17 protein-coding genes and 2 pseudogenes are annotated in these 16376 nt (G+C 64.7%); 8 read left to right on the top strand and 11 right to left on the bottom strand.

The features are described from left to right. Window positions 1-15: 15 nt before the first annotated feature. Window positions 16-189, top strand: a complete 174-nt coding sequence (locus ACVIGB_RS13845; RefSeq protein ID WP_021077845.1) for a DUF1328 domain-containing protein — start codon at window positions 16-18, stop codon at window positions 187-189. A 126-nt stretch (window positions 190-315) separates the two neighbouring features. Here ACVIGB_RS13845 and ACVIGB_RS13840 read toward each other — a convergent pair whose 3' ends face one another. Further along, complete coding sequence (locus ACVIGB_RS13840; protein ID WP_456722283.1) at window positions 316-675, bottom strand: DUF427 domain-containing protein; 360 nt, start codon at window positions 673-675, stop codon at window positions 316-318. A gap of 186 nt (window positions 676-861) precedes the next feature. Between ACVIGB_RS13840 and ACVIGB_RS13835 the strand changes: the two genes are divergently transcribed. Both ACVIGB_RS13835 and ACVIGB_RS13830 read left to right on the top strand, forming a co-directional pair. Next, window positions 862-1098, top strand: a complete 237-nt coding sequence (locus ACVIGB_RS13835; protein ID WP_021077843.1) for a BolA family protein — start codon at window positions 862-864, stop codon at window positions 1096-1098. A gap of 30 nt (window positions 1099-1128) precedes the next feature. After that, a complete protein-coding gene (locus ACVIGB_RS13830) occupies window positions 1129-2310 on the top strand; it encodes a low temperature requirement protein A (protein WP_456722284.1) in 1182 nt (393 codons plus the stop codon). 9 nt (window positions 2311-2319) lie between these two features. Here ACVIGB_RS13830 and ACVIGB_RS13825 read toward each other — a convergent pair whose 3' ends face one another. From ACVIGB_RS13825 to egtB, 3 genes are read right to left on the bottom strand one after another with little or no spacing between them, the layout of a single operon-like run. Beyond that, window positions 2320-2715 (bottom strand): DUF4345 domain-containing protein, encoded by a 396-nt coding sequence (locus tag ACVIGB_RS13825; protein WP_092115302.1) that lies wholly within the window; start codon window positions 2713-2715, stop codon window positions 2320-2322. 29 nt (window positions 2716-2744) lie between these two features. After that, the gene (egtD, locus tag ACVIGB_RS13820) at window positions 2745-3713 is read right to left on the bottom strand and encodes an L-histidine N(alpha)-methyltransferase (protein ID WP_092115301.1); all 969 of its coding nucleotides are present in this window, start codon (window positions 3711-3713) and stop codon (window positions 2745-2747) included. Window positions 3714-3766: 53 nt separating this feature from the next. Next, window positions 3767-5020 carry an ergothioneine biosynthesis protein EgtB gene (egtB, locus tag ACVIGB_RS13815; protein ID WP_456722285.1) on the bottom strand — a complete coding sequence of 418 codons (1254 nt, stop codon included), beginning with the start codon at window positions 5018-5020 and terminating at the stop codon, window positions 3767-3769. 292 nt (window positions 5021-5312) lie between these two features. On the opposite strand from egtB, the gene grxD reads away from it, so the two are divergent. From grxD to ACVIGB_RS13795, 4 genes are read left to right on the top strand one after another with little or no spacing between them, the layout of a single operon-like run. Beyond that, entirely contained in the window at window positions 5313-5645 is a 333-nt protein-coding gene (gene grxD, locus ACVIGB_RS13810) for a Grx4 family monothiol glutaredoxin (protein WP_212309969.1), read from the top strand. Between the two features lie 2 nt (window positions 5646-5647). After that, window positions 5648-6193, top strand: coding sequence for an O-acetyl-ADP-ribose deacetylase (locus ACVIGB_RS13805; protein ID WP_456722286.1), 546 nt, complete (start codon window positions 5648-5650; stop codon window positions 6191-6193). Window positions 6194-6242: 49 nt separating this feature from the next. Continuing rightward, window positions 6243-7529: a serine hydrolase domain-containing protein gene (locus ACVIGB_RS13800; protein ID WP_456722287.1), complete on the top strand. Its 1287-nt coding sequence runs from the start codon at window positions 6243-6245 to the stop codon at window positions 7527-7529. 1 nt (window position 7530) lies between these two features. Continuing rightward, window positions 7531-8793 (top strand): serine hydrolase domain-containing protein, encoded by a 1263-nt coding sequence (locus ACVIGB_RS13795; protein WP_456722288.1) that lies wholly within the window; start codon window positions 7531-7533, stop codon window positions 8791-8793. A gap of 112 nt (window positions 8794-8905) precedes the next feature. Here ACVIGB_RS13795 and ACVIGB_RS13790 read toward each other — a convergent pair whose 3' ends face one another. From ACVIGB_RS13790 to murI, 6 genes and pseudogenes are all read right to left on the bottom strand, one after another. After that, window positions 8906-9973: a threonine aldolase family protein gene (locus tag ACVIGB_RS13790; RefSeq protein WP_456722289.1), complete on the bottom strand. Its 1068-nt coding sequence runs from the start codon at window positions 9971-9973 to the stop codon at window positions 8906-8908. A 92-nt stretch (window positions 9974-10065) separates the two neighbouring features. Next, a complete protein-coding gene (rpsD, locus tag ACVIGB_RS13785) occupies window positions 10066-10683 on the bottom strand; it encodes a 30S ribosomal protein S4 (RefSeq protein WP_092115295.1) in 618 nt (205 codons plus the stop codon). 268 nt (window positions 10684-10951) lie between these two features. After that, a pseudogene (locus tag ACVIGB_RS13780) lies at window positions 10952-11736 on the bottom strand (acyltransferase). A 117-nt stretch (window positions 11737-11853) separates the two neighbouring features. Next, window positions 11854-12243, bottom strand: a complete 390-nt coding sequence (locus ACVIGB_RS13775) for a cupin domain-containing protein (RefSeq protein WP_092115293.1) — start codon at window positions 12241-12243, stop codon at window positions 11854-11856. 302 nt (window positions 12244-12545) lie between these two features. Continuing rightward, a pseudogene (locus ACVIGB_RS13770) lies at window positions 12546-13323 on the bottom strand (HpcH/HpaI aldolase family protein). A 60-nt stretch (window positions 13324-13383) separates the two neighbouring features. Next, window positions 13384-14181, bottom strand: coding sequence for a glutamate racemase (gene murI, locus ACVIGB_RS13765; RefSeq protein ID WP_456722291.1), 798 nt, complete (start codon window positions 14179-14181; stop codon window positions 13384-13386). A gap of 171 nt (window positions 14182-14352) precedes the next feature. Between murI and ACVIGB_RS13760 the strand changes: the two genes are divergently transcribed. Further along, window positions 14353-14916 (top strand): cytochrome b, encoded by a 564-nt coding sequence (locus tag ACVIGB_RS13760; protein WP_456725182.1) that lies wholly within the window; start codon window positions 14353-14355, stop codon window positions 14914-14916. Between the two features lie 141 nt (window positions 14917-15057). Here the strand turns inward: ACVIGB_RS13760 and ACVIGB_RS13755 are convergent, their stop codons facing one another. Further along, window positions 15058-16230: a M20 aminoacylase family protein gene (locus ACVIGB_RS13755; RefSeq protein ID WP_456722292.1), complete on the bottom strand. Its 1173-nt coding sequence runs from the start codon at window positions 16228-16230 to the stop codon at window positions 15058-15060. Window positions 16231-16376: the final 146 nt, after the last annotated feature.

Raw genomic sequence — 16376 nt, 5'->3', positions numbered from 1 at the left:
TTTGTGGAGCAAGCAATGACACTGCTGAAATGGGCGTTGGTCTTCCTTGTCGTCTCGATCATCGCGGGCCTGCTCGGCTTCACCGGCATTTCCGCCGCCTCCGCCGACATCGCGCGTTTCCTGTTCTATGTGTTCGTCGTGATCTTCCTGGTGCTGCTGATCCTTGGGCTCACGATATTCAGAGTCTAGCGGCGATCCGGCCCAACACTCCCGTCGTCATGCCCGGGCCCCGCCCGGGCATTTCCGCTTTCAGCTTGGATGGCACGAGCCAAAACCGCCAGGCGAGGCCCGGCGGTTTGCGGCAGGCGTGACGGTCTAGGCGACTTCCTCGATCTTCACCTTGTCCGGATAGAAGGCGAGGTGGCCGGCGATCTCGGTCATGGCCGGAAAGGGCGCCTCATAGGTCCAGATCGCATTGTCCAGCGTCTTGCCGTTGGCCTTGATGCTGAAATAGTTCGCATCCCCCTTGTAGGGGCAGTGCGTGGTCCGCTCAGTGCGGGTCAACAGCTCCATGTTGGCGTCCTGCCGGGGGACGTATTGCACGGCCGGATAGCTCGCTTCCTTCAGGGTCAGCGCATGGGTGGTCTCGGCGATGACGACGCCGTCGGCGGTGATGCGGACGCGCCTGGCATTGGGCGTGATCGTGATCGGATGGTCGGGGCCGGGGAGCTTCATGATTCTGCGCCTCTTATGGTCATTTCGGCGTGACGGCTTGTGACCGATTGATGCAGGTTTAAATCGCTGGGAATGGGAATATAGTGTGCCCCAGGATGACCTAGAAGACCTCAAGCGCCGGGTTTTGTCTTGGTTTTCCTGGCCGAATCGGCCCTGATTCGAATGACCTGACGGAGGTGGACTGGGATGCCGATGGACGCCCGTGATATCGAATCGATGATCAAGGCAGCGATCCCTGATGCCGAGGTGACGATCCGTGATCTGGCCGGCGACGGCGACCACTACGCGGCCACTGTCGTTTCCGAGTCATTCCGCGGCAAGTCCCGCGTTCAGCAGCACCAGATCGTCTACCAGTCACTGAAGGGCCAGATGGGCGGCGTGCTGCACGCGCTGGCCCTGCAGACCGGCGTGCCGGAAGGTTAGTCCCCGGCAACCGGGCGGGGGCCTCAGGCGATGGCAGATAATCCGCGCGGCGCGATGTTTCGCGTCATCGTGCCGAACCAGCACAGCCGCGTCACCAATGCCGAGCTGTTCTTCGACCTCGTCTTCGTCTTCGCCGTCACGCAGCTGTCGCACACGCTGCTGCACCACTTCACCCCGCTGGGCGCGGTGCAGGTCACGGTGCTGTTCCTCGCGGTGTGGTGGGTGTGGGTCTACACCACCTGGGTCACCAACTGGCTCAATCCCGACCTGACGCCGGTCCGCCTGCTGCTGTTCGTGCTGATGCTGGGCGGGCTGCTGCTGTCGACCTCGATACCGTCCGCCTTCGAGGGCCGCGGGCTGTGGTTTGCCGGGACCTATGCAGCGATGCAGGTCGGCCGCACCGCGTTCTGGCTGCTGGCGACGCCGCGGCACCGGACCGCGGTGCGCCACAACGCAATCCGTATCCTGACCTGGCTGTCCTGCTCGGCCGTGCTCTGGGTTCTCGGCGGCTTTGCCGAGCACGAGACGCGGATGTGGCTCTGGATCGCAGCGCTGGCCATCGAGTACGTCGCGCCGGCTCTGCGGTTCTGGACCCCTAGGCTCGGCTTTTCCTCGATGGAGGCCTGGTCGGTCGAGGGCGGCCACCTGGCCGAGCGTTGCGCCGGGTTCATCATCATTGCGCTCGGCGAGGCGATCGTGGTCGACGGCGCGACCTTTGCCGAGCTGACCTGGACGCCGGAGAATGTCGCCGCGTTCATCTCGGCGCTGGTCGGCAGCATAGCGATGTGGTGGATCTATTTCCACAAGGGTGCCGAGGCCGGCGCGGACATGATCTCCAAGTCGGAGGAATCCGGCCGCGTGGCGCGGATCGCCTACACCTATCTGCACATGCCAATCGTCGGCGGCATCATCCTCACCGCAGTTGCCGACGAACTGGTGCTGAAGCACCCGTCCGGCCATTCCGACCTGAAGACGATCGTGAGCTCGGTCGGCGGTCCCGCGCTGTTTTTGGTTGGGACCATCCTGTTCAAATACGTGATCCGCAACTTCCTGCAGCTCTCGCACGGCATAGGCATCGTGGCACTTGCGATCACGGCCTATTTCGCCCGCGAGATGTCGCCGCTGGTGCTCTCGATCGTCACCACCGCGATCATGATCGTGGTTGCGGCGTGGGAATCGATTTCGCTGCGGTCGAGCGGGGAGGAAGAATAGCGCGGGTCGCTACCTGCGACCGGCCGTGGCCACGCGGTGCTGCCAGTAGACGAACAGCGGGGCGCCGATCACTTCCAGCGCGGTGAAGCCCACGAAGGGCAGCGGCGGCAGGCCGACCATCGCGATCGACAGCAGCCGGCCGATGCCGCCGAGGAAGATGCCGCCCCAGACCACGCGGAAGAGCACGCTCTCGCTTTCGATCCGCGGCACCAGCCAGAGCAAAGCGAGGCCGAGACCGAGCCAGACCCCGCCAAAGAAGCGCAGATTGCTGTCGAGCACCGGCAGCGCCGGAACACCCGACGAGGCGTAGAGCGGATCGCTCACGCCGAGCATCGTGATGATGCCGGTCAAGATAGGGACGAGGGCGAGCAGGGCCGTCGCGATCTGCAGCGCACGCCGGCCCATGATTGTTGCCCCATCCCGCGGTTTTGGTTTTAGTCCGCGACCAACGCGTGCACCGAGAACATCGTGTTGGCGTCGGTCCAGCTATCGCGCACCGTCCAGCCCGCGCTGCGGGCGAGCGCGGCGAATCGCTCGAGCGAGTATTTGTAGCTGTTCTCGGTGTGAATGCTCTCGCCCGGACGGAACGCGAAGGTGTTGCCGAGGATGCGCACGGTCTGCGCCTTGCGGCTGATCAGGTGCATCTCGATGCGGTGGCGGTCGCGGTTGTAGATCGAGCGGTGGGTGAAGCCCGACAGGTCGAAATTGCCGCCGAGCTCGCGGTTGATCCGAACCAGCACATTGAGGTTGAAGCGCGCGGTGACGCCGGCCGCGTCGTTATAGGCGTCGTACAGCACGCGTTCGTCCTTCTCGAGGTCGACGCCGATGATCATCTGCGCGCCGTGGCCGAGGATCTTGCGGGCGCTGCGCAGGAAGGCCAAGGCCTCGCTTGGCTCGAAATTGCCGAGCGTCGAGCCCGGGAAGAAGCCGACCTTCGGCATGTCCGCGACCGCCTCGGGCAGCGCGAACGGCGTGGTGAAATCGGCCGCGACCGGATAGATGCCAAGACCTGGGAAATCCCGGCGCAGGCCATCGGCCTGGGCCTTGAGGAAATCGCCGGAAATATCGACCGGCACATAGGCGGCGAATTCGCAGTGCTCAAGCAAGAGGCGCACCTTGGTGGTCGCGCCGGCGCCGAACTCGACCAGCGCTGCGCCGTTCGGAATGATCGCGGCGATCTCGCTGCCGCGGTCGCGCAGGATGCCGAGCTCGGTACGCGTCGGATAATATTCCGGCAGCACCGTAATCTGCTCGAACAGCTCCGAGCCCGTGGCGTCGTAGAAATATTTCGGCGACAGCCGTTTCGGGTGACGGGCGAGATCGCCGATCACATCGCCGGCAAACGCCGAGGTCGCTTCGTCGAACGGATACGCTTTGGCCAAAGCGGCGGCATGCACATTCATGATACTCTCCCGAACGCGCTTACCGACGCGTCATCGATGTCGACAGGACTCAATCAGGCATAGTCGGCGAGGCGTAACCCCGTGAATTGCCAGCGATGGTGCGGATAGAAGAAGTTGCGGTAGGTGACACGGCTGTGACCGGCCGGCGTCGCCAGCGACGAGCCGCGCAGCACAAGCTGGTTGACCATGAACTTGCCGTTGTACTCGCCGAGCGCGCCTTCGATCGCCCGGTAGCCCGGGTAGGGCGAATAGGCACTGCGGGTCCATTGCCACACGATGCCGTAGGCGTCGTTGAGCAGGCCGGCGCGCGCCGCGACCTCCCATTCCATCTCGGTCGGCAGATGCTTGCCGGCCCAGCGGGCGAAGGCGTCGGCTTCGTAGTAGCTGACATGGCAAACCGGAGCCTGCGGATCGATCGGCTGCAGACCGCCGAGCGTCATGATCTTCCATTCGCCGTCGATCTCGCGCCAGTGACCGGGCGCCTGCCAGCCCTCGTTGGTCACGGTGCCGAAGCCATCCATCAGCCACAGCGTGGCGGTGGAATAGCCGCCGTCCTTCATGAAGGCGAGCCAGTCGGCATTGGTGACGAGGTTTTTCGCAAGCTTGACCGGGCCGACCAGCGCGCGATGCGCGGGCTTCTCATTGTCGAAATGGAAGCTGTCGTCGCCGTGGCCGACGGTGTGGATGCCCTCGTTGAGCGTCACCCATTCCTCGGGCCCGCGCTGCGATGCCGGGAAGCGCCACGCCGGATCGTAGGCCGGCGGGATCGGGTTCTGTGCGAAGGCATGCAGGATGTCGGTGTACATCAGCTCCTGATGCTGCTGCTCGTGATTGAGCCCGACCTCGACCAGCGGCACCAGCGCCTCGAGCTTTTCTGTCGGGGCGGTCTGGAAGAATTTCACCACCTCAGCGTCGACATGACGGCGGTAGGCGGTGACTTCGTCGGCGGTCGGGCGGGTCAGATGGCCGCGCTGGTGGCGGGCATGGCGGGGGCCGGCGCTGACGTAATAGGAATTGAACAGATAGGCATAGTCCGGGTGGAACGGCGTATAGCCCTTGACGTGCTCGCCGAGCAGAAACTGCTCGAAGAACCAGGTCGTGTGGGCGCGGTGCCACTTGGCGGGGCTCGCATCCGGCATCGACTGGATCAGCTGGTCTTCCGCCGACAGCGGCGCGGCCCGGCGCTCGGTCTCGTCGCGGACCGCGCGATAGGCGTCCACCAGCCGCTGCGCGAGCGAACCGGATTCGGAGGACACTGACGGGGAGGTGCCGGGAACGGCGGCCGCGGCAGAGGCTGGTTTCGTCAACGATGGTCTCCGATTCAAGGGGAGAACGTTGCTTCGGTAAACTGGTTCCAGACGGACAGTTCGTCCTAGATAGGGGCTCCGTTACGGGAAAAAAGCCTCCCCCATGATGATATTGGGCCCGTCAGATAATCCCGGCCCTTTTTGCGGTGCCGTCCGGCCCCCGCCGCATGCCAGATTTCCGCCATTTTGCTTTGGATGCACAATGGTTTGAGCTACATATATAGCCAGTCACGGGTTAGAAGGGTGGGCCGGCCCACAAGGCTTGAGAGCGCCGCCCCCGAAGGAAGCGAAAATGAGCATCGAGCAATTCATCGACAACGAAGTGAAGTCGAACGACGTCGTGCTGTTCATGAAGGGCACGCCGCAATTCCCGCAGTGCGGGTTTTCCGGTCAGGTCGTGCAGATCCTCGACCACATCGGTGTCGGCTACAAGGGCCTCAACGTTCTGGAATCGGCCGAGCTGCGCGACGGCATCAAGGTCTATTCGAACTGGCCAACGATTCCGCAGCTCTATGTGAAGGGCGAGTTCGTCGGCGGTTGCGACATCATCCGCGAGATGTTCCAGGCCGGTGAATTGCAGCAGCTGTTTGCTGACAAGGGCATCCCGGTCGACGTGGTTGCCTGACCTTGACGGCGCGCCAGATCGGCAAGGCGCGGCTCGAAGTCATCGTTACCGACATCACGACCCTGCGCGTTGACGCCATCGTCAACGCGGCCAATTCGTCGCTGCTTGGGGGCGGCGGCGTCGACGGCGCGATCCACCGCGCGGCGGGGCCGGATCTGGTCGCCGAATGCCGTATGCTTCACGGTTGCAAGACTGGCCAGGCCAAGATCACCAAAGGGTATCGGCTGCCTGCCAGGCACGTCATCCATACGGTCGGCCCGGTGTGGAATGGCGGCAAGCTCGACGAGGACAGTCTGCTTGCATCCTGCTATCGCCGCTCGATAGAGCTCTGCGAAAAGCACGGGCTTGAGTCTGTCGCTTTCCCTGCGATCTCCACCGGCATCTACCGCTTCCCCGCGGATCGCGCGGCCGGCATTGCGATCAAGGCCGTGGTCGACGCGCTGACGGCTGCACCCGGCGTGACGCAGGTGATCTTCTGCTGCTTCTCGGCCCAGAGCGGCGAACTGCATCAGGAGGCCCTGGACGCCTTCGGGAGCCCTTGTGCCTGATGATACCGCCGCTACACTTCCCCGTGATTTCCGGGGAGGGATCGATCAAATGCATTCACTTCGTTTGACGTGCGCCGCCGCAGCCGGCGCAGTGTTGCTGGCGGCATCGTTGGCGTACGCGCACACCGAGGGCACCTACGAGATTCCGGCGGGCGCGCACTTCAACCCCGACAAGCTCGCCAAGATCGGCGAGTTCTTCAAGAACGAGGTCGCGACCGGAAAGATTCCCGGCGCCATCGTCCTGATCCAGCAGCACGGCAAGCCGGTGTATCACGAGGCCTTCGGCGTGCAGGACGTGGTCAGCAAGGCGCCGATCACCGACAAGACCATCTTCCGCCTGGCTTCGATGTCCAAATCGATCACCGCCGTGGTCTCGATGCAACTGCTGGAGGAGGGTAAATACAAGCTCGATGATCCTGTCTCGAAATACATCCCGTCCTTTGCCGACGTGAAGGTCGGCGTCGAGAAGAAGGCCGAGGACGGCACCAAGACGCTCGAGCTGGTGCCACTGAGGCGGCCGATGACGATCCTCGATTTGATGACGCATACGTCGGGCATCACCTACGGCTTCTACGGCGACAGCCTGGTCCGCAAGGCCTATAAGGATGCCAACATCTATGCCGGCGACTTCGACCTCGCTGAATTCGCCGAGCGGATCGCCAAGCTGCCGCTGCACAACCAGCCCGGCGAGCTTTGGCAATACGGCCATTCCACCGACATTCTGGCGCGCGTGATGGAGGTAACCACCGGCGAGAAGCTCTCGACGATCGAGCGCGAAAGGCTGCTCGACCCGCTCGGGATGAAGGACACCGGCTTCTTCGTCACCGATCCCGAGAAGCAGAAGCTGATGGCGGAGCCGATGCCGAACGACAGCGACTTCCGGGTCGGCCGGGTCAACGATCCGACCAAGGTCAAGAAATGGGAATCCGCCAGCGGCGGCATGGTTTCGACCATGGCGGATTATTCGCGCTTCGCCCAGATGCTGCTCAACGGCGGCACCCTTGATGGCAAGACCATCATGAAGCCCGAAACGTTCAAGGAATTGACGACGGATCGCGTCGGCCCGGCCTCCGGCGTCGCGCGCGACTTTTTCTACTTCCCTGGCGATGGCTTTGGCTTCGGGCTTGGGATTGCGGTGCGTACCGATCCGGGCACGGCGAAGCCGCCGCCGCCCGGCGATCTCGGCGAGCTCAAATGGGATGGCGCGAGCGGCTGCTATTATGTCATCGACCGCAAGCAGGACTTCTTCTTCGTGCTGCTGGAGCAGACGCCGACCGAGCGTCAGCGCACCCAGCGGACGCTGAAGCAGCTCGTCTATGAAGCCATGGAGAATTGACATGCGTGGGTGCCGCGCAGTCGTCGCGGCACTTGTGCTCGCGTTGGTCGCAACGGTTGCGCAGGCCGGCGCCGCGGGGCCGGCCGCGCACAGATTCTCTCCGGAGGGCCTCGCCAAGGTCTCCGACTATGTCAGGAACGAGGTCGCGACCGGGAAGATCCCCGGCGCGATCCTGCTGCTGCAGCAGCACGGCAAACCGGTCTACTACGAGAATTTCGGCGTTCGCGACGTCGCAACTGAATTCTCGATGAGCGCGGAGACCATCTTCCGCCTCTATTCGATGTCGAAGCCGATCACGTCAGTCATCGCGATGATGCTGGTGGAGGAGGGCAAGCTCGCGCTCAGCGATCCGGTGTCGAAATACATCCCGGCCTTTGCCGACATGAAGGTCGGCGTCGAAAAGCGCGGCGATGAGGGCAAGGCGACGATGACGCTGGAGCCGCTCAAGCGTCCGGTGACGATCGAAGACCTGATGCGCCACACGGCAGGACTGCCCTACGGCTATTATGGCGGCGGTGTCGTGAACAAGACCTACGCCGATGCCGGCCTGTTCGACAACAATCCCGACAATGCCGAATTCGTGGCGCGGCTCGCGGCGCTGCCGCTCGCCGAGCAACCCGGCACGCAATGGGACTACGGCCATTCCACCGACGTGCTTGGCCGTATCATCGAGGTGATCACAGGGAAATCCCTGTTTCAGGTCGAGAAGGAGCGGCTGCTCGGTCCGCTCGGGATGAACGAGACCGCATTCTATGTTGCCGATCGGGCGAAATGGCCGCTGATCGCCGAGCCGATGCCGAAGGATCGCATCATCAGCCCCGTCGCCGACGTCAGCGACCCGCGCCAGCCGCTGCGACGGGAATCCGGCGGCGGCGGCATGGTCGGCACCGTCGGCGACTATGCACGCTTCTCGCAGATGCTGTTGAACGGCGGCAGCTATGGGGGGAAGCGCTATCTGAAACCGGAAACCATCGCGCTGATGGCTTGGGATCACATCGGTCCCGAAACCGGTGTCGTGCGCGACAAGAACTATTATCCGGGGCCGAACTCCGGCTTCGGCCTCGGTTTTGCGGTCCGTACCTCGGTGCCGCCGAACACGTCCTGGCCGCTCGGCGAATATCGCTGGGACGGCGTCGGAGGCACGTTCTTCTTCATCGACCCCGCCGATGATCTGTTCGGGATCTTCATGGTGCAGACGCCGTCACAGCGCGGCCGCATCCAGCAGGAGCTGAAGACGCTGATCTACCAGGCGATGGGGCGGTAACCGGCTTCGTAGCCCGGATGGAGCGCAGCGCAATCCGGGGACGGTCTCGTCCGAGGCGCCAATCGCCCCGGATTACGCTTCGCTGCATCCGGGCTACAATCTGCGGCCGTAGCTACGCCCCGCGCACGATGTCCCTGACGTGACCGACCGCTTCCTCGATCATCGCGGCCGTGACGTCGAGATGTGTGCAGGCCCTGATCCGGCCGTCCATCATTGCGAGCGTCACCCCGCGCTTGCGCAGCTCGGCGACCATCTTGTCGCCGGAGACGCCGGCGCCGTCGGGCCTGAAGAACACGAGGTTGGTCTCGGGCGCCTGCACCGCGATGCCGTTGATCTGCGACAGCCCGCGCGCCAGCGCCCGCGCATTGGCGTGGTCGTCGGCGAGGCGATCGACATGGTGATCGAGCGCGTAGATGCAGGCGGCGGCACAGACGCCGGACTGCCGCATCGAGCCGCCGAGCCGCTGCTTCCAGCGCCAGACGTCGTCGATGAAGGCGCGGGTGCCGGCGATCACGCCGCCGATCGGCGCGCCGAGGCCTTTGGAGAAATCGATCCAGGCGGAATCCCAGCCCGCCGTCATGTCGCGCGGCGCGATGCCGGAGGCGACTGTCGCGTTCAGCAGTCGCGCACCGTCCATGTGGGTCACAAGCCCATGGTCCTTGGCGATGCGCACGACCTCATCGAGCGCCGCCTTCTTCCAGATCGTGCCGCCGCCGATATTGGCGGTCTGCTCGACGCTGACCAGCACCTGCGGCGGCTGGTAGCGGGTGCGCGGATGCAGCGCGGTGCGGAAGGTGTCAGGCGTGAACTGGCCGTCATCGCCCGGCAGCTGCGTGATCTGGAAGCCGCCGAGCGCGGCATGCGCGCCGCCCTCGCGGGCGATGATATGCGCGGTCGCGTGCGCCAGGATCTCGTCGCCGGGGCGACAATAGGCCAGCGTCGCCGCGACGTTGCACATCGTGCCCGACGGCATGAAGACGGCAGCTTCCTTGCCGAGCAGATCGGCGACGCGGGCGTTGAGCTCATTGGTGGTCGGATCGTCGCCGACCTGCTCGTCGCCGACCTCGGCCCTTGCCATCGCCTCGCGCATCCCCGGCGTCGGCTTGGTTTGTGTGTCCGACAGCAGGTTGATGCGGACGGCGGGCGCGTTGGGATCGGGCCGGGCAGGGGTGTAGTGCATGATGGTTCTCTCGGTCGGTGTGCCGCGACTTTAGCCAAACAAAAAGGCCCCGGCAAAACCGGGGCCTTTCGGATCTCGCATGCGTGCTGTGATCAGCGCGAATAGAATTCGACGATCAGATGCGGCTCCATCTGCACCGGGAACGGCACGTCGCCGAGTGCCGGGATGCGGACGAACTTCGCGGTCATCTTGCCATGATCGACCTCGAGGAAGTCGGGCAGGTCGCGCTCGGGCAGCTGGGCGGCTTCCAGCACCGGGGTGAGCTGCTTGGAGGCTTCCTTGACCTCGATGGTGTCACCGACCTTCAGCTTGTAGCTGCCGATGTTGACCTTGCGGCCATTCACCTTGACGTGGCCGTGGTTGATGAACTGGCGCGCGGCGAACATCGTGGCGACGAACTTGGCGCGGTAGACCACGGTGTCGAGACGACGCTCGAGCAGGCCGATCAGGTTCTCGCCGGTGTCGCCCTTCAGGCGGCTGGCTTCGACATAGATGCCGTGGAACTGGCGCTCGGAAATGTTGGCGTAGTAGCCCTTGAGCTTCTGCTTGGCGCGCAGCTGAACGCCGAAGTCGGAGAGCTTGCCCTTGCGGCGCTGGCCGTGCTGGCCGGGGCCGTATTCGCGGCGGTTCACGGGGCTCTTCGGGCGGCCCCAGATATTCTGGCCCATGCGGCGATCGATCTTGTACTTCGCCTCACTGCGCTTTGTCATCGCGTCCTCTTTGATAGCCGTCGCACGAAGCGCCCGGCGTTTTGTCAGTTTCAGGTTTGAGGAGACGCGCCCTCCTGTGTACCGGCCAAAAGGCCCGTACCGACAGGTCCGCCTCGAAAGCTCGGGGAGAACCACGGGTCGCGAAACGCATCGCGGGCCGAAACCGGCCCGCGAGCAAGGGTGGTCTTAAGGAGAAAGTCCGGCTCTGTCAAACAAAACGCAGGCCGATTTGGGCCGAATCGGCGTCAAAATCGGTCCCTTTCGCCGCTCAAAGCCGGGTTCCGGCGGCCCGGACCGGCCGGGCGTCGGCTTGCGGCCGGATCGCGCCCATTTCCGCGGCGATTTCGCCGCTGAGCACCTGCTCGAGCCGGGTCAGGGTCTTGGCGATCAGCGCGGCGTCACAGACCAGATGGTCCCAGCGCAGCACCACATCGACGGTCAAGTCCGGCTTGATCACGCCATAGCTCAGCAGGAATGGCCCGGGGCTCAGCGCATGCAATTCGTCCGGGCCGTAGGCCGCGACCGAGGTCACGCCGAAGCTGCCGCAGAAATTGGCGCGCTGCCGGCCGAAATTCATCCCGATCGCCCATGCCAGGCGGCGCAGCGGAAACGGCAGGCGCGTCACACAGAGGGTTTTGCGGAATGAAGGGATCTCGTGCAGCGGCGCGGTCTTGGCGCGCCGGATCAGCGCATCGACATCGCCGAGCGCCATCTCGTCGGCTGCGCAGACGCGCTCGAACAGCACGCAATCCTCGCCCTTCTCAACGCGCGCAACGGCCACCATGCCGACGCTGCGCGGCAATTCGTAGAGGCAGGGCCACGGCCATTTGACGTGCAGCGTGCGCAGGGTCGGCTCGGTCTTGGCGACCAGCGCGAATGCCTTGACGAAGATCGAGGCCCAGCCCGGCGCCTGCGCCGCGCGTGCGCGGGCCTCGACCACCGCACGAACGTTCAGCGAGCGTGTCAGGGAGACGAACGGCACGCCGGCGGACGCGTACATCAGATCGGCGACGAACGGCGCGGCAATGAAATCCGACGAAATTTACCGCGCATCTGTTCGGTTCATATCCCTGCAATCAGGCAAAAATCAAAGGCCCGGCGAGCTCGAATGGTTGCTCGCCGCACCTGAAGCCAACATGAACCAACTGGTCGGAAGCCAACAGGTTCGGCTTACGGTGCCGGTTTGGCCAAGGGCTCGCCGGCCTTGACCACGTAGACCCCTAGCACCTTGAGCGGTTTGTCGCCGGAAGTTTTGGCATCGTGCACCGCACCTTCCGGGATCTGGTAGGAATCGCCTGCCTTCAGCTTCAGCGGCGGCTTGCCGTCGATCACAAGTTCCAGCTCGCCTTCGAGCACATAGCCGGTTTCAGCGCCGGGATGGCTGTGACGACCCGACGCACCCCCCGCTGGAACCTCGGCAATCGCCGTGACCGTGTTGTAGCCCGCCGGGAAGTCGACCTTCTGCAGCGGTGTCCGCTTGATGCCGCTCTGCTGCGCAAAGGCAGCGCCGGCACCGGCAAAGGCAATCACGGTAAGACCGAGCAGCAAGTTCCTGAACATGCATTTTCCTCCCAAGGCGCGAAAGTCTAGCAGCGCGGAATCGCGGCGGAAAGCAAGCGTTGTGTGATCTGCGGTTTCGACATTGGGATTAGTCCGTTCATCCAATAGCGCAGGCTATCGTGGAATCATGCGGCCTTGATTACGCGGGGCTTACAAGCTGTTTCGGCAATTGCCATGCTCACCCACAGGCACGATGCTGAAGGCACGACGCTGAGCGTCGGCCGTGGCTCCTCGATGACGTGATTGGAACCCGCTCGTCGGCAGGTGAGCGCGCGAAGCGCGTGGTCAGCCACGCGTCACGCCTACCGCTTGATCCCGGCGAACGCGGCGGCGATGCCGCGCTGGAACAGCGACCAGTCGAAGCCGAGCGCGAGCGCGAGGTAACCCCGCTCGATCATCGCATTGGCCTGCTCGGCGGTGCGCGCGACGCCGCCGATCGGCACGCCGCTCTTCATGATGCCTTCTTCGGCGCGCTGCATCAGCGCGACCACTTCGGGATCGTCGGGCAGGCCGCGCTTGTTGATCGAGGTGGCGAGATCGCCGGGCCCGATCACCGCGAGGTCGATGCCGGGGTGTCGCCATGATCTCGTCGATCCGGTTCACGGCATCGACATGCTCGATCGTGATCATGCAGATCATGTCGTCGTCGGCAGTCGCCATGTAGTCGTTCATCGAGACGCCCCAGCGGAACGGCGCATGGAACGGGCCCCAGAGCCGGTCGCCCTTCGGCGGATAGCGCACGCTGCGCGCGGCCTTCTCGGCGTCGCCGCGATTGCAGATCATCGGGAAGTTGATGCCGAGCGCGCCGATGTCCATCGGCGCCTTGGCGAGGTGCGGCTCGTTGGCGGCGATCCGCACCATCGGCACGCATGGCGTCCCTGACGTGGCCACGATCATCGCATGCGCGGTGCCGAGATCGATCGGTCCGTGCTCGAGATCGACGATAATCCAGTCCAGCGACTGCGCCATGATCTGCACGGTCTGGATGCTCGGAATGGTCGCGATCGCGCCGAAGGTCGGGCGCTTGTCGCGCCACGCCTTGCGCAGGCGGTTGAGCGGCGTCAGCGGTGCTGAGGTCAATGGAGTGCTCCCTCGATGAGGCGAGGGGAAGCTAGCAGCACATGGTGACGGCGAAAAGGATCAGGCCGGGACACGGCCGCCGAAGAACGGCGTCAGCGCTTCTGTCAGTCTGTGCGGGCGCTTCGAGGTGAAGATCATCTCGGCGCCGGCCTCATCGCTCTCCATGCCGGCAGGACCGAGCAAATCGGCGACGCGGCGGGCGATCGCGGGCGCCGGATCGATCCAGTCGACCGGCCAGGGCGCGAGCCTGGTCAGGCGTTCCAGCAGCAGCGGATAATGCGTGCAGGCGAGCACGACGGTGTCGGTGCGGGCGGGGTCATTGGCGCCATCGCCGACGAAGCAGGGCGCGAGCTCGGCCGCGATGTCCTCGTCGCGCACGCTGTCGCCGCTGAGCGCGGCTTCGGCGAGCGAAGCCAGCTCACCTGAGCCGACCAGCGTCACCTCGCAGCCCTGTGCAAAATCCGAGATCAGCTTGCGGGTATATTCGCGCTTCACGGTGCCTCTGGTGCCGAGCACCGAGACGCGCCTGGTTTTCGACGAGGCGCAGGCCGGCTTGATCGCGGGCACCGTGCCGACGAAGGGCAGGCGGTAGGCGTCGCGCAGATGCGACATGACCAGGGTGGATGCCGTGTTGCAGGCGATCACGACGAGGTCGGGCGCGTGGGTCTCGATCAGCTCGCCGACCAGCGGCACCACCCGGGCGATGATCTCGTCCTCGGTGTGGTGGCCATAGGGGAAGAAGGCGTCGTCGGCGACATAGACATAGTGCGCGTCGGGCCGGGCGCGGACGATCTCGCGCAGCACCGTGAGGCCGCCGAGGCCGGAATCGAAGACGAGGATGGTCGGGGGACTGGACACGGTGAAAAGTCTATCCGAAGCAGGGTTACCATTCAGTTGTTTGGCTATCCGGCCTCTGCGGCCGACAAAAGGCGGTGAAGGCGGGAATTTCATATGGCCTTGACCCATCCCTGCAAGTATCACGGCAAACTATTGCTGCGACGTGCGAAATCCAAACGGGGCAACTCGACCATGATCCGCAATACGACCGCGAGCTGGGGCGCGCTCGCCCGCGCGTTCCACTGGGTGCTGGGCATCACCATCATCGGCATGCTGGCCTATGGCTGGTGGATGAACCACTTCCCGGCACGGGCGGACAAGTTCTTCTACCGGTCGATCCATGCCGATATCGGCTATCTGGTGCTGCTGCTGACCGTGCTGCGGCTGGTCTGGCGCGGCGTCAATCCGACGCCGGCGCTGCCGGCCGACATGCCCGCCTGGCAGCGGATCGCCGCCCGCGTCAACCATGGCGCGCTCTATGCCGTTACCATCCTGGTGGCGATGCTGGGCTGGGCGCATTCCGGATCCCGCGACCAGGACTATTCGAGCTTCTTCGGCCTGTTCCACGTTCCCCAGATCACCTCGCCCGACAAGGCGGCGGCGGATGCCTTTGAGCACCGCCACATCTTCTTCGCCTACGTCTTGCTCGCACTGATCGTGCTGCACCTTGCCGCGGTCGCGTTCCATCATTTCGTCAAGCGCGACCGGGTCGCCGCGCGGATGATGGGAGCGGGCGAGGTCGACGGCGCTCGTTAGGCTCACGCGCCAAGTCACGGCATCGCTGCAGCCGGCGGCATTCACTGCATGTCGCAACAGCAGCCGCGCTCGTGAAAACGATGACGCCGGCGCGAATTGATCGCGACCGGCGTCATGTTCGTCAATGGCGCGTGGGCGGTGCTAACCCGCCGGCATCTGCTTCTCGACCAGGCGCACCCAGTACGAGGCGCCGTGGCCGAGGATGTTGTCGTTGAACTTGTAGGCCGGGTGGTGGCACATCGGGCCGTCGCCCATACCGAGGAAGACGAACGCGCCGGGGCGCGCTTCCAGCATGAACGCGAAATCCTCGGCGCCCATGACCGGCACCAGATTGTCGTTGACGCGGTCGGCGCCGGCCACATCGCGGGCGACCTCGGCGGCGATGCCGGCCTCGCGCTCATGGTTCAGCGTCACCGGATACATGCGTCCATAGTCCGTCTCCGCCGATCCGCCGTAGGCCTTGGCGATGTTGGAAGCAACCTCGCCGATCCGGCGCTCGACCAGATCGCGCACGCCGGGATCCAGCGTGCGCACGGTGCCGCCCAGCGTGACGGTCTCCGGGATCACGTTGAACGCGGCGCCGGCCTCGAACATGGTGATCGAGATGACCGCCGATTTCAGCGGATCGACATTGCGCGACACGATCGATTGCAAAGCATTGATGATCTGGGCGCCGATCAGCACGCTGTCGACCGCCTCGTGCGGGGCGGCGCCGGCGTGGCCGCCCTTGCCGTGGACGACGATCTTCAAGGTGTCCGACGAGGCCAGCATCGGGCCGGGCGTGGTCGCGAAATAGCCCTCGGGCAGGCCGGGCATGTTGTGCAGGCCATAGACCTCCTGGATGCCCCAGCGGGTCATCAGCCCGTCGTCGACCATCGCCTTGCCGCCGGCGCCGCCTTCCTCGGCGGGCTGGAAGATCACGACCGCGGTGCCGTCGAAATTGCGGGTCTCGGTGAGGTATTTCGCGGCGCCGAGCAGCATCGCGGTGTGGCCGTCATGGCCGCAGGCGTGCATCTTGCCGGGGATCTTGGAGGCGTAGGCGACGCCCGAGGCCTCGGCGATCGGCAGCGCATCCATGTCCGCGCGCAGCCCGATGGTCTTGCCCGAACCGGACTTGCGGCCGCGGATCACGCCGACCACGCCGGTGCGTCCGATCCCCGTCACCACCTCGTCGCAGCCGAACTCGCGCAGTCTGTCGGCGACGATGCCGGCGGTGCGGTGGACCTCGTAGAGCAGTTCGGGGTTCTCGTGGAAGTCGTGGCGCCAGGCGGCCATTTCATCCGAGAGGGCGGCAACGCGATTGACGATGGGCATAGGGAGCGTCCGTTTCTTGTGAGCTTTGGTTGGCTGGGCAGCGTAGCGTAACCCGCCGACTTGTCACGCGGGAATGGCATCGAATCCGCGGCCCGTAGCCCGGATGGAGGCCAGCGCAATCCGGGGTCTGCGTCCGCGGCACGATT

The organism is Bradyrhizobium sp. USDA 4341 (assembly GCF_054063755.1).
This window is presented reverse-complemented; position numbering and strand designations above follow the sequence as displayed.